Source organism: Streptococcus sp. ELY_86 (assembly GCF_058314495.1).
The window spans coordinates 35707-48910 of record NZ_JBZFUK010000002.1 but is presented as its reverse complement, the minus strand read 5'-3'; the positions used below and the strand labels follow the sequence as shown (position 1 = coordinate 48910).

11 protein-coding genes, 1 tRNA gene and 1 other RNA gene are annotated in these 13204 nt (G+C 41.5%); 9 read left to right on the top strand and 4 right to left on the bottom strand.

The annotated features are described in order from the left end of the window. Positions 1 to 51 precede the first annotated feature (51 nt). Positions 52 to 123: transfer RNA gene (locus tag AC4HAN_RS03245), tRNA-Arg, on the top strand. 93 nt (positions 124 to 216) lie between these two features. On the opposite strand, the gene AC4HAN_RS03240 is transcribed toward AC4HAN_RS03245, so the two are convergent. Beyond that, complete coding sequence (locus AC4HAN_RS03240; protein WP_491091167.1) at positions 217 to 828, bottom strand: TVP38/TMEM64 family protein; 612 nt, start codon at positions 826 to 828, stop codon at positions 217 to 219. 78 nt (positions 829 to 906) lie between these two features. On the opposite strand from AC4HAN_RS03240, the gene ssrA reads away from it, so the two are divergent. Then, positions 907 to 1255, top strand: a transfer-messenger RNA (tmRNA) gene (ssrA, locus tag AC4HAN_RS03235). A 47-nt stretch (positions 1256 to 1302) separates the two neighbouring features. Beyond that, a complete protein-coding gene (locus tag AC4HAN_RS03230) occupies positions 1303 to 1917 on the top strand; it encodes a DUF3862 domain-containing protein (RefSeq protein ID WP_491091166.1) in 615 nt (204 codons plus the stop codon). Positions 1918 to 1970: 53 nt separating this feature from the next. On the opposite strand, the gene AC4HAN_RS03225 is transcribed toward AC4HAN_RS03230, so the two are convergent. From AC4HAN_RS03225 to AC4HAN_RS03215, 3 genes are read right to left on the bottom strand one after another with little or no spacing between them, the layout of a single operon-like run. Further along, positions 1971 to 2774: a permease gene (locus AC4HAN_RS03225; RefSeq protein ID WP_491091165.1), complete on the bottom strand. Its 804-nt coding sequence runs from the start codon at positions 2772 to 2774 to the stop codon at positions 1971 to 1973. A 9-nt stretch (positions 2775 to 2783) separates the two neighbouring features. Beyond that, positions 2784 to 3491, bottom strand: a complete 708-nt coding sequence (locus AC4HAN_RS03220) for an ABC transporter ATP-binding protein (protein WP_491091164.1) — start codon at positions 3489 to 3491, stop codon at positions 2784 to 2786. Beyond that, complete coding sequence (locus AC4HAN_RS03215; RefSeq protein WP_491091163.1) at positions 3488 to 3859, bottom strand: GntR family transcriptional regulator; 372 nt, start codon at positions 3857 to 3859, stop codon at positions 3488 to 3490. Before AC4HAN_RS03215 ends, AC4HAN_RS03220 begins: the two co-directional genes overlap by 4 nt. A 259-nt stretch (positions 3860 to 4118) precedes the next feature. Here AC4HAN_RS03215 and AC4HAN_RS03210 point away from each other — a divergent pair, with 259 nt between their 5' ends. The 6 genes from AC4HAN_RS03210 to glmS all read left to right on the top strand — a co-directional run bounded on the left by AC4HAN_RS03210 (position 4119) and on the right by glmS (position 13148). Further along, a complete protein-coding gene (locus tag AC4HAN_RS03210; RefSeq protein ID WP_491091162.1) occupies positions 4119 to 7223 on the top strand; it encodes a DNA polymerase III subunit alpha in 3105 nt (1034 codons plus the stop codon). Between the two features lie 82 nt (positions 7224 to 7305). Beyond that, on the top strand, positions 7306 to 8319 hold the full coding sequence (pfkA, locus tag AC4HAN_RS03205) for a 6-phosphofructokinase (protein ID WP_491091161.1): 1014 nt from the start codon (positions 7306 to 7308) through the stop codon (positions 8317 to 8319). Positions 8320 to 8382: 63 nt separating this feature from the next. Next, the gene (gene pyk / locus AC4HAN_RS03200) at positions 8383 to 9885 is read left to right on the top strand and encodes a pyruvate kinase (protein WP_491091160.1); all 1503 of its coding nucleotides are present in this window, start codon (positions 8383 to 8385) and stop codon (positions 9883 to 9885) included. A 333-nt stretch (positions 9886 to 10218) separates the two neighbouring features. Next, the gene (locus tag AC4HAN_RS03195; RefSeq protein ID WP_027975968.1) at positions 10219 to 10461 is read left to right on the top strand and encodes a GlsB/YeaQ/YmgE family stress response membrane protein; all 243 of its coding nucleotides are present in this window, start codon (positions 10219 to 10221) and stop codon (positions 10459 to 10461) included. A 136-nt stretch (positions 10462 to 10597) separates the two neighbouring features. Then, a complete protein-coding gene (lepB, locus tag AC4HAN_RS03190) occupies positions 10598 to 11152 on the top strand; it encodes a signal peptidase I (RefSeq protein ID WP_491091159.1) in 555 nt (184 codons plus the stop codon). Between the two features lie 181 nt (positions 11153 to 11333). Next, positions 11334 to 13148 (top strand): glutamine--fructose-6-phosphate transaminase (isomerizing), encoded by a 1815-nt coding sequence (gene glmS, locus AC4HAN_RS03185; RefSeq protein ID WP_491091158.1) that lies wholly within the window; start codon positions 11334 to 11336, stop codon positions 13146 to 13148. Positions 13149 to 13204 lie beyond the last annotated feature (56 nt).

Sequence of the window (13204 nt, the reverse complement as noted above, 5' to 3'; positions counted from 1 at the left end):
GCTAAATTTGCAGCCAAATTGGCAAAACTATGGTATAATTATCAGTGTTGTCCACCTTTAGTGTAATGGATATCACGTAAGATTCCGGTTCTTGAGATGGGGGTTCGATTCCCTCAAGGTGGATTTTTGATAAAGAAACAGCAAAGCGAGTCTGGAATACATTTTCCAGACTCGCTTTGCATGTATGGGGGAATTTTATGAGCTTTCCCATTTTGATTATTTAAAAAGATGTTCCAAGAATTTGCTGCCGTAAATCCAAAAATAACTGTATGAAATGATGGATAAAGGTTTAGTGATGGCGATAATCGTTGTAAAACGCTTGAGAGTCATATTAGTCAAACCGGTGATCATAACCATGATGTCGGCCGGTGAAACCGGAGACAGCATACAAAAAATGAAGAGCTTTTCGTAAGTCTCGCTTTCCAATTTGGCTTCATACTTATAAAAGGTTTCTTTTTTCATAAAGAGCAGAATAAATTTTCGGCCAAACCATTTAACCAGAAGAAAAAGCATGACGCTGCCGATGATAATACCAATATAATTTAAAATGAAACCAAGCCAGGTATCGAAAATCAGAAATCCGGCAACCGTAGTAACGCCGCCTGGAATAACGGGAAAAACAATTTGGAAAACCTGCACGAGTATAAAAATCAAAGGTCCTATGACTCTGTGACGGTGAACCAGATCTTTTAAGGCATTGCTGTCATTTAAAATGCCCAATTTATAGAACCAGATAACCAGAATGACAGAAGCAATTAAGGCTAAAACGCCTAAAATCTGGATAATCTTTTGCAGTATCAGGTAGCGCCTGCTTAATTTCATTTTCATAATATTATGATAACATATTAGGGTATTTTTTTGCTATTTTTTCTGTATTTTGCTATACTATTTTCACGGATAATGTTTGGGGTCGTTACGGATTCGACAGGCATTATGCGGCTTATTTTGCGACTCATCGGCAGATGTAAAAATGCCAGTTAAATATAACTGCAAAAAATACAAATTCTTACGCAGTAGCTGCCTAAAAACCAGCCTGTGTGACTTCCACGAGATTGCTTGTGTTTCGGCGGAAGTCTTATGATTAGCAAGCTACGTTTAACCATTGTCTGGCTGGTTAAAAAGAGATTGACAGACTCGCTGAGGAAAGATTTGAGCTATGTACCGTTTCTCAGTTAAATCAAGACATAGCCTATGGTTGTAGACAAATAAGCTGGCAGGTGTTTGGACGTGGGTTCGACTCCCACCGGCTCCATAAACGAAAACGCATAGGCGTTTTTTTATTTAAAGGAGATTTTGGCTGTTATGAAAGGATTGAGGAAAGTGCTGCAGGCAGGAGCAGCCGCTATATGCTGTTTGCTGATGCTGGGCTGTCAGGCTAGAGAGTCTCAGCAAAAACCAGCGCAGCCATCTGATGAGGCTTTGCTGATGAAAACAGAGAATGCGGACTTTCGTTTGCATTTTAACAAGATTAACGTTTCTGAGGACAGGACTGCCTTTACAGGCGGGACAAGTCTGGAAGAATTAAAAAAGCTTCTGGGTGAGCCCGTTAAACATGAGCAAAAGCCGGCAGGGGATGTCACTTTAGACAGCTATACTTGGGAAAGAGATGGTGCGGTCATCGTCGTTCATCTGTATGAGAACAGTACAGTAGCACGCTCTATCACCAATTTTTCATTTAAGCGCAAGGCGAAAATTTCCCAAGCTGATTTTCAAAAACTGCAGACACGGACCAGTTACAAGCAAGTCATTGAACAACTGGGTGAGCCGGATGTTCTGTCTCAGTCTGTGTCGTCGGATAAAACAGAAATTCAGGCAGTCTGGACCAGCGGTTTACAAGCAGAATCCGAATCGGCAGATATTACATTGTATTTTGAAAACGGCCTCTTAAAAAATAAATTTCAAAATGGGTTAAACTAAATAATAAAGGAGATTAGAAAGACTAATCTCCTTTGCTTTTGTGGCAGCAAATTTTACTGGATGTTCAATTTGTTTTTGATAATGTAGTGTGTTCCGAAGTAGAAAATGAGGCCGTAAATGACAGTAACGACAATATTTAGAGTCAGCTGATAATAGTCTTCAAAAATACTATCACTGCCCGAAATCATGGCATTAATCAAACCGGTTCCGGCACCAGTTGCAAGATAATCTAAAAAACTGCGGGTAAGATTGATAACAAAGTAAAAGGCAAAAGCAAGCAAACCGCGGTAATCCTGAAAAAGCTGGCCTAAAGAAATGGCAAAGTAAATTTCTAAAATACTGGTGAAAATTCCTGCGATTATAAGAAGAATGAACAATCCAAATTTAGGAGAGAGGAGAGCGTCCTTGGCGGCATTCATCACGTCGGACAGATACGTAGGCTGTAATTGTTTGAGAGCCGGAAAGGCTAATAGGAAGACACTGATTATGAAAATCATGCCGCTGCAGACGTTCCAAATAAAACCGGTCAGTAATTTAGCCAAAATCGTTTTGTGCGTTGATACCGGCAGGGTTAAGGTCAGATAGCCTTCTCTGCCGAAAATATTATTATAAAAGCGGCGAATAATAATTAGCAGGGTGGCGATAAAAATAGCAATAAAAACGGCTACCAATGCACTTGATAAAGCAAAAAGCAAAATATCCTGCGTATCTGAGTTAAAACTGGTCTCCTTTTGAAGCTTGATATTGCGGCTGAACCAAAAACCCAAGCCCAAGGAAATAAATACAGCTAATCCATACAAGCCGAAAAACCAAGCTCCGACTGATTTAAATTCATATTTTAATAATTTTCCAAACATGACATCCTCCTAAGCTTTGAATCGTTCTCTAAAGATCTGATCGATTGACTGTGCATATTTCTCACGTAAATCATCAACAGTTTCCTGCAAAACAATCTTTCCTTGATTGATAAAAATAACGTCATCTAAAATTTGTTCAACATCAGCAATCAGGTGTGTTGAAATGAGAACAGAAGCATCTTCTGAGTAATTATTAACGATTGTTCTTAAGATGTAGTCACGGGCAGCGGGATCAACACCGCCGATGGGCTCATCCAGAATATACAGCTGTGCTTTGCGGCTCATCACAAGAATCAGCTGTACCTTTTCTTTATTGCCTTTAGAGAGATTTTTTAATTTTTCATCCTGACCGATAGCTAAATCTTCCAATAACCGTTCAGCTTTTTGCCTGTCAAAGTCACTGTAAAAGTCTTCAAACAGACGCAAAATATCACTGACCCGCATTTTATCGCTGAGATAGCTCGTATCAGGGAGGTAGGAAACCATTGATTTTGTTTGAGGACAGGGTCTCAGTCCGTTCACTACGATTTCACCTGAGGTTGGCTGCAAAAGGCCGTTAGCCAGTTTGATAAGTGTCGTCTTGCCGCTTCCGTTTGGACCCAATAAGCCGATAATTTTCCCTTTTGGCAGTTTGAAGGAAATATCATCAAGGGCAGCTTTTTTCCCGAATTTTTTGGTAACGTGGTGCAGTTGCAGCAGGGGCAGTTGTTCTGTCATTGCGACTCTCCTTTAATATATTGTTCTAATACTGTTACTAGATTATCTTTACTAAAACCGAGTTTGGTCATCTTGTCAATAAAACCTTTGAGCTCTGTCTGTGCCAGTTTATGGCGTTCCTCTTCAATAAGCTGTAAGTCTTCTGTAACAAAACGTCCGGAAGTTCTGACCGAAAAAACCATATTTTCGTGTTCCAGCGATGTAAAAGCACGCTGCATAGTGTTAGGGTTAACACCGGCTTCTTCGGCCAGATCTCTGACTGTGGGCAGCTGTTGACCGGGCTTTATTTCCTGACTGATAATCTGCATTTTAATATGATTAGCAATCTGAAGATAGATAGGCGATTTTTCATCAAATTTCCAAGCCATCTTTTCTCCCTTCTAAATGTATAATTGTGTTATATCTATAATACAATTATAAAAAAGCAATGTCAAGAAATAATTCAGAAGTTTATGACAGACGCTGAAAATTAAAGATTATTAAGCTGGCGGCTTTTTTATAGGTCAGTGAACGCTGCTGGAATTTTCTCGCTAGTTTTGATCTTTAAATCATGCCATGACAGAATGAGAAGAGAATTATACGGATTTATAGTATAATAGAAAATAAGAGGATTTTAAGGAGAAGGCTATGTTTGCACAGTTAGATACTAAAACCGTTTATAGTTTTATGGATAGTTTGATTGACTTAAAGTCTTATATCAAAAAGGCCAAGGAACTGGGGTACTCACATATCGGGATTATGGATAAGGATAATCTCTATGCTGCCTTTCATTTTATCAAAATGGCACAGCGGGAAAATCTGGTGCCGGTTTTAGGGCTTGAGACTGACTTGATGCTGCTTGGCGAGCAGGTGACCATGTGCTTTATTGCTCAAGATACTGCAGGTTATCAAAATCTGCTTAAGATTTCAACAGCAAAAATGACCGACCATCATCTGTTTTCTGATGTAGAAGAATTTATGGAGGGAGTGGCTGTTGTCGTTCCTTATTTTGAAGGAATTGAAAACATGGATTTGCCTGATTCTTTCTACATTGGTGTCAGACCGGACACGCCGCAGCTGAATTTTACACATCAAATCCTGCCTCTTTACACGGTGCGCTACTATGAAAATGCTGAAACGGAAACGCTGCAGATTCTGCATGCTATCAGAGATAATCTTCCTTTGAGGGACGTGGAGCCGGTCGCTAAAAATCAATATCTGTTTTCTGAAAGTGAGATGGAAGCTCTTTTTGCCCAACGTTTTCCGCAAAGTCTTGTGAATTTAGAAAAACTGGTCGCTTCTGTTTCTTATCAATTTAATACTGACTTAAAGCTGCCGCGTTTTAACCGTCACAAGCCTGCTGCTGAAGAGTTGAGAGAACTGGCACAGCAAGGACTGAAAGCTAAAAATCTTACAGGCAACAGCTATCAGGAACGTTTGAGAACTGAACTGACTGTCATTCATAAAATGGGATTTGATGACTACTTTTTGATTGTTTGGGATCTGCTGCGCTTCGGCCGTTCTCAAAACTATTATATGGGAATGGGACGGGGATCTGCTGCGGGAAGTCTGGTAGCTTTTGCTTTGGATATCACCGGCATTGATCCTGTGAAAAATGATCTCCTTTTTGAACGTTTCCTTAATGAAGAGCGCTACAGCATGCCGGATATTGATATTGATCTTCCTGATATTTACCGCAGTCAGTTTTTGAGTTATGTTCGTGACCGCTATGGTTCAACGCATTCTGCCCAAATTGTTACTTTTTCAACATTTGGAGCCAGACAAGCCATACGAGATGTCTTCAAACGCTTCGGAGCAACGGAGTACGAACTCAGCAATATCACTAAAAAGATTAGTTTTCGGGATACGCTGACCAGTGTGTATGAAAAAAATATTGCCTTTCGTCAGATTATTAACAGCAAAGAAGAGTACCGTAGGGCCTTTGAAATTGCCCGAAAAATAGAAGGGAATCCTCGCCAGACCTCTATCCATGCAGCCGGAATCGTAATGAGTGATGATAATTTAACGGATCACATTCCTCTCAAGTCTGGTGAGGAAATGATGATTACCCAGTACGATGCACCGGCAGTTGAAGCTAACGGACTGCTGAAAATGGACTTTTTAGGCCTTAGAAATCTGACCTTTGTTCAAAAGATGCAGGAAAAAGCAGCCAAGGATTACGGCCAGATTATTGATATCAGATCCATTGATTTGGAAGACAAAGAAACATTGGCTCTGTTTGCTGCCGGCAATACAAAAGGAATTTTTCAATTTGAAGCTGCCGGTGCCATCAATCTCTTAAAGCGCATTAAGCCGTCCCGTTTTGAAGAAGTCGTGGCAGCAACCAGTCTTAACCGCCCCGGTGCCAGTGATTATACGGAAAACTTCATTCGGCGCAAGTACGGCCGGGAAAAAGTTGATCTGATCGATCCTGTGGTTGCTCCTATTTTAAAATCCACCTATGGTATCATGCTTTATCAGGAGCAAGTCATGCAGATTGCTCAGGTGTTTGCGGGCTTCACACTGGGAAAGGCGGATTTGCTGCGCCGTGCTATGTCTAAGAAAAATGCGGCTGAGATGCAAAAGATGGAAAAAGATTTTTTGGCAGGAGCCGAACATCTCGGACGAAATCCTAAAGTAGCCAAGGATTTATTTGCCAGAATGGCTAAGTTCGCAGGTTATGGTTTTAACCGGAGCCATGCCTATGCCTACTCAGCTTTGGCCTTCCAGATGGCTTATTTCAAGGCGCATTACCCGGCTGTTTTCTTTGACATTATGCTAAATTACTCCAGCAGTGACTACCTTGATAATGCTCTGGAAGCGGATTTTAAAATTGGTCCTCTGTCCATCAATACGATTCCCTATTCTGATAAAATAAGCCAGGGTCAGATATACCTAGGCTTGAAAAATATCAAAGGAATAGCGCGTGATTTTGCCTATTGGATTATTGAAAACCGCCCTTTTTCAAGTGTAGAAGACTTTCTGACAAGAATGCCGGAGAAATATCAGAAGACTGAAATCATCAGTCCTCTGGTTCAAATTGGCTTGTTCGATCAGTTTGAAAAGAACCGCAAAAAAATTGTGGTGAATTTGGAACATCTCTTCACTTTTGTCAATGAGCTGGGAAGTCTCTTTGCCGATTCTTCCTACAACTGGCTGGAAGAAGAGGATTATACCAATGCGGAAAAATATCAGATGGAGCAGGATATCATCGGAGCAGGTATCAGCCCTCATCCGTTGGTTGAAATTGCTAAGCACTCATCGAAAAACCTGGTGGGGATAAGTGATCTTGTTGAAGGAAGCGAAGTTACTGTGCTTGCGCAAATCAATACCATCAAGATTATCAGAACGAAATCAAGAGGGGAGCAGATGGCCTTTCTCAGTGTGACCGATACCAAGAAAAAGCTTGATATTACTCTTTTTCCAGAAGTTTATCAGAAATACAGACAGATTCTGGCTGAGAAAACGATCTATTATTTTACCGGTAAAATTCAAGAGCGGGATCAGCGCCTGCAGATGGTTTTGCACCGGTTAGAGCCTGCTTTGACAGAGAAGTTTTGGATAAAACTGCAAAATCATGCCTATGATAAAGAAGTTTCTGCTATTTTGGCGGATTATCCCGGAAATATTCCGGTTGTGCTGCACTATGCAGAAAGCAAAGAAACGCTGCAAAGCAGCCGTCATTTTGTTGCCAAAAGCCCGGAGCTGGAAGAAAAACTGGCCAATTATGCGTTGAAAACGCTTTTTCGCTAAAAAGTAAGAAAGAAAGTGAACATTTTACCAAGGTTTGTGCTATAATAATAACGTTAATTTAAATAAAGGAGTATCAAGCAAAATGAAACGTATTGCTGTTTTAACCAGCGGCGGAGACGCCCCTGGTATGAATGCTGCTGTTCGTGCAGTCGTTCGTAAAGCAATTTCTGAGGGAATGGAAGTTTGCGGCATCAACCGTGGCTATGCTGGTATGGTTGAGGGTGATATTTTCCCGCTTGACGCCAAAGGAGTATCAAACATCCTTTCTCGCGGAGGAACTTTCCTCCAATCTGCACGTTATCCTGAATTTGCTAAGCTTGAAGGGCAATTAAAAGGTATTGAACAACTCAAAAAGCATGGAATTGAAGGTGTTGTTGTTATCGGCGGCGATGGTTCTTACCACGGCGCTATGCGCTTAACCGAACACGGTTTCCCTGCTATCGGTCTTCCTGGAACGATTGATAACGATATTGTCGGAACTGATTACACGATCGGTTTTGATACCGCTGTTAATACGGCAATGGAAGCTCTTGACAAAATTCGCGACACGTCATTCAGTCACGGACGTACCTTTGTTGTTGAAGTGATGGGACGCAATGCAGGTGATATCGCACTTTGGTCTGGAATCGCGGCCGGTGCTGACCAAATCATCATCCCTGAGGAAGACTACGATATCAGCGAAGTTGTAGCCCAGGTTAAAGACGGCTATGCCACTAAAGGCAAAAACCACCACTTAATCGTTCTTGCAGAGGGTGTTATGCATGGTGAAGCATTTGCTGCCAAGATGAAAGAAGCAGGAGATGACAGTGATCTTCGGGTGACAAACCTTGGTCACATTCTTCGCGGCGGAGCACCAACTCCTCGTGACCGTGTGATTGCTTCATGGATGGGAGCACATGCAGTCGAGTTGCTGAAAGCCGGCAAGGGCGGTCTGGCCGTCGGCATTCAAAATGAAAAACTGGTTGAGCATCCAATTCTTGGAACAGCAGAAGAAGGTGCCCTCTTTAGTTTGACAGAAGCAGGGGATATTGTTGTGAACAATCCTCACAAAGCACGCCTTGATTTTGCGGCTTTAAATCGTGACTTAGCTCACTAAGACTGCGTTATAGTTTTTAATAATAATCAATGATTGACAGAAAATAAGGGAGTTTCATAAAAAATGAATAAACGCGTAAAAATTGTTGCAACATTAGGTCCGGCGGTTGAAATCCGCGGCGGTAAAAGATTCGGTGAGGATGGTTATTGGGATGAAAAGCTTGATGTCGAAGCTTCAGCTGCCAAGATTGCTGAATTGATTACTGAAGGGGCTAATGTCTTTCGTTTCAACTTCTCACATGGAGATCATGCTGAGCAGGGTGAACGTATGGCAACTGTACGCCGTGCCGAAGAATTGGCACGCCAAAAGGTTGGATTCCTTCTTGATACTAAGGGACCTGAAATGCGTACAGAATTGTTTGAAGATGGTTCAAAAGAATTTTCTTACAAGACTGGCGATAAGCTTCGTGTAGCGACTAAGCAAGGTATCCAATCTACAAAAGATGTTATTGCTTTGAATGTTGCCGGCGGTCTTGATATTTATGATGACGTTGCTGTCGGTCAAACCATTCTTATTGATGACGGGAAACTTGGTCTTACGGTAACAGCTAAAGATATTACTAACCGTGAGTTTGAAGTCGTTGTTGAAAATGACGGCACTATCGCCAAGCAAAAAGGTGTTAACATTCCTAACACTAAGATTCCTTTCCCGGCACTTGCTGAACGTGACAATGCTGATATTCGTTTTGGTTTGGAACAAGGACTTAACTTCATTGCTATTTCGTTTGTTCGTACGGCAAAAGATGTTAATGAAGTGCGTGCTATCTGTAAAGAAACCGGCAATGATCATGTTAAATTGTTTGCTAAAATCGAAAACCAACAAGGTATTGACAACATTGATGAAATTATTGATGCTGCAGACGGTATCATGATTGCCCGCGGTGATATGGGTATTGAAGTTCCGTTTGAAATGGTTCCGGTTTACCAAAAAATGATTATCACTAAGGTCAATGCAGCCGGCAAGGCAGTTATCACAGCAACAAACATGCTTGAAACAATGACTGACAAACCGCGTGCAACGCGTTCAGAAGTATCTGACGTTTTCAATGCGGTTATTGACGGTACAGATGCAACAATGCTTTCCGGAGAATCTGCTAACGGTAAATATCCGGTTGAATCAGTACGTACAATGGCAACCATTGATAAAAACGCTCAAACGCTTCTTAACGAATATGGCCGTTTGAACTCAGACAATCTGCCTCGTACAAACAAAACAGAAGTTGTTGCCTCAGCTGTTAAAGATGCAACCAGATCAATGGATATTAAATTGGTTGTTACCATCACTGAAACCGGTAATACAGCCCGTTTAATCTCTAAATACCGTCCGGATACTGACATCTTAGCTTTAACATTTGATGAAAAGATTCAAAAATCATTGATGATCAACTGGGGTGTGATTCCAATTTTGACGAAGAAACCTGCATCTACTGATGACATGTTCGAAATTGCTGAAAAAGCAGCGCTTAAATCAGGCTTGGTTGAATCTGGTGATAACATTGTTATCGTTGCCGGTGTACCAGTTGGTTCAGGCGGAACAAACACCATGCGTGTCCGTACAGTAAAATAAGAATTGCATACAGAGGCTGGGCAAAAACTCATCCAATATTCTTGTTTTGGAATAAGCTCTTGACGCAGTGGTTGGGAGTAAGACTAAGTTGGCCTAGCCAACTGTGCGGGGGTGGGAGTGAAACGGTCTGGTGAGAGACCGTTTCAGGTCACCACCTTGAAACTAGGGAGTGGTGGGAACCAAAATTTTCAATTTTTAGGTTCTTTCCCACTCCCTTTTTCTTTGGAATGTGATTTGCAAAGTATTGACTGCCGGGGATAAAAGCAATTTTCTTGGCATTTAGGGATTTTCCTGTTAAACTAGATATAATTCTTATACAGAAAGGCAGAAATTATGGGATTGATTTGGTCGCTGATTGTCGGAGCTATTATTGGAGCTATTGCCGGTGCTCTGACAAACAGAGGAAAAACGATGGGCTGTTTTGCCAATATTTTTGCAGGTCTGGTTGGTTCTTGGGCAGGTCAGGCTCTGTTTGGCAGCTGGGGACCCAGTCTGGCCGGTATGGCTTTGGTTCCGTCTATCTTAGGAGCAGTTATTGTTGTGGCTGTAGTGTCCTTCTTTTTAGGTGAAAATTAAGCAGATAGTTCTATTGTAAGTATAATCAGAGAGTGATGATGAGGCATTTAACTGCTGGTCATGATTTTAAAATCGCTCTCTTTTTTTATTGTCTGAAACATGCTATAATAAAGAGTAACAACTTAAGGAGAGATCTATGGTTAAACGTGACTTTATCAGAAATATTCTTCTGGCCGTGCTGGCAGTTTTCATCCTGCTTTTATTGCGGATTTTTGTTTTTTCTACCTATCGGGTAGCACAAGATGATGCAAACAGTTATTTGAAAACGGGTGATCTCATTACGATTTCCAAAAAAGAAAAACCGGATTATAAAGAATTTGTCGTTTATCAGGCTGCCGGTAAATCTCATATCGGCCGTATCGTTGGCGAACCTGCAGACAGTATCACATATATGGATGATATTTTTTATCTCAACAACAAGGTAGAAGATCAGACCTATATTGAGAAACTGAAAAACAGCTATCATGCAAAAAACGCAGACAATCCTTTCACAGCTGACTTTACTGTTGCCACTGTCACTAAAGGAAAATATCAGGAAATTCCTAAGGGACAATATTTGATTTTAAATGATGACCGCACAAATACCAAGGACAGCCGGACATTTGGCCTTATCAAAAAATCACAGATTAAAGGTGTTGTAACCTTTAGACTTTTGCCATTAAAAACCTTTGGGTTTGTCCGCAAAGAGTAGCACAAGCTGCTCTTTTTTCTTGCTTTGTGCTATCAAATAAGACTAGACCAATTTTGTTGTTGACTTTAGAAGAATAAAGTTATATACTGGTTTTGTTGATTTTTTGGAGGCCTAATTAGGCTATACCAATTATAAAAATTTAAGGAGGAAGCAGCAGGAAAGACTCTGCTGCAAGAAAACTATGTGTGGTATTGTAGGTGTTGTAGGAAATCGTAATGCAACAGATATTTTGATGCAAGGATTAGAAAAATTAGAGTATCGCGGATATGATTCTGCCGGAATTTATGTTATTGATAAAGCTGAAAACGGACGTTTGATTAAGTCAGTCGGCCGTATTGCCGATTTGCGGGCTAAAATTGGTATTGACGTAGCTGGTTCTACAGGAATCGGTCACACGCGCTGGGCGACTCACGGTCAGGCTACAGAGGCCAACGCTCACCCGCATACATCAGCAACTGGACGCTTTGTTTTAGTCCATAACGGTGTCATTGAAAATTATCTGCAAATCAAAGAAGAGTACTTGGCCGGTCATACATTAAAAGGCGAAACGGATACTGAAATTGCCGTCCATTTAATTGGTCAGTTCGTTGAAGACGGTTTGTCTGTACTTGAGGCTTTTAAAAAAGCCCTCCATATTATTGAAGGTTCTTACGCTTTTGCCTTGGTTGATTCACAAAATCCGGATACTATTTATGTTGCTAAGAACAAATCGCCGCTTTTGATCGGTCTTGGCGACGGCTACAATATGGTCTGTTCAGATGCCATGGCTATGATTCGCGAAACCAATCAGTTCATGGAAATCCATGACAAAGAATTGGTTGTCTTGACGAAGGATAATGCGGAAGTGACAGACTACGACGGTAATGCTGTTGAGCGTGAAGCCTACACAGCTGAGCTTGATTTATCGGATATTGGCAAGGGAACTTATCCTTACTATATGCTTAAGGAAATTGACGAGCAGCCTACTGTTATGCGCAAATTAATTTCAACCTATGCAGATGATAAAGGAAACATCACCGTTGACCCTGCTATTGTCAAATCTGTTCAGGAGGCTGACCGCATTTATATCTTAGCTGCCGGAACATCTTACAATGCAGGTTTTGCTTCAAAATCAATGATTGAAACACTGACAGATACTCCGGTTGAATTGGGAATTGCTTCTGAATGGGGCTATAACATGCCATTGCTGAGCAAAAAACCAATGTTTATCCTGCTGAGTCAATCCGGCGAAACAGCTGACAGCCGTCAGGTGTTGGTCAAGGCCAATGCGATGGGAATTCCTAGTCTGACGATTACAAACGTGCCTGGTTCGACCCTGTCTCGTGAAGCAACTTACACAATGCTGCTCCATGCCGGTCCTGAGATTGCAGTAGCCTCTACCAAAGCTTATACAGCTCAGATAGCAGCTCTTGCTTTCCTTTCAAAGGCTGTCGGTGAAGCTAATGGCAAAAAAGAAGCTTTGGAATTTGATTTAGTGCACGAACTGTCCATCGTTGCTCAGTCTATTGAAGCCAGCCTTTCTGAGCGGGAAGTTATTGAAGAAAAAGTTTCTCATCTTTTGGCAACATCACGAAATGCTTTTTATATCGGCCGCGGCAACGATTACTATGTGGCTATGGAAGCTTCTTTAAAACTCAAAGAAATTTCCTATATCCAGTGTGAAGGTTTTGCTGCCGGAGAATTAAAACACGGAACCATTTCACTGATCGAAGACGGTACCCCTGTTCTGGCCTTGATTTCATCAAGTGAGACTGTTGCTGCCCATACCCGCGGCAATATTCAGGAAGTTGCAGCACGCGGTGCTAATGTCCTGACAGTGGTTGAAGAAGGGCTGGATAAGGAAGGTGATGACATTGTTGTCAATCAGGTGCATCCTTACCTGTCAAGCATTTCAATGGTTATTCCGACACAGCTGATTGCTTACTATGCTTCGCTGCAGCGCGGGCTTGATGTTGATAAACCTCGTAATCTGGCTAAGGCCGTTACCGTTGAATAGTTTAAAACCTGGGACGATGTTCCGGGTTTTTTCATGTGCTTAAGCTTTAGTTAGCT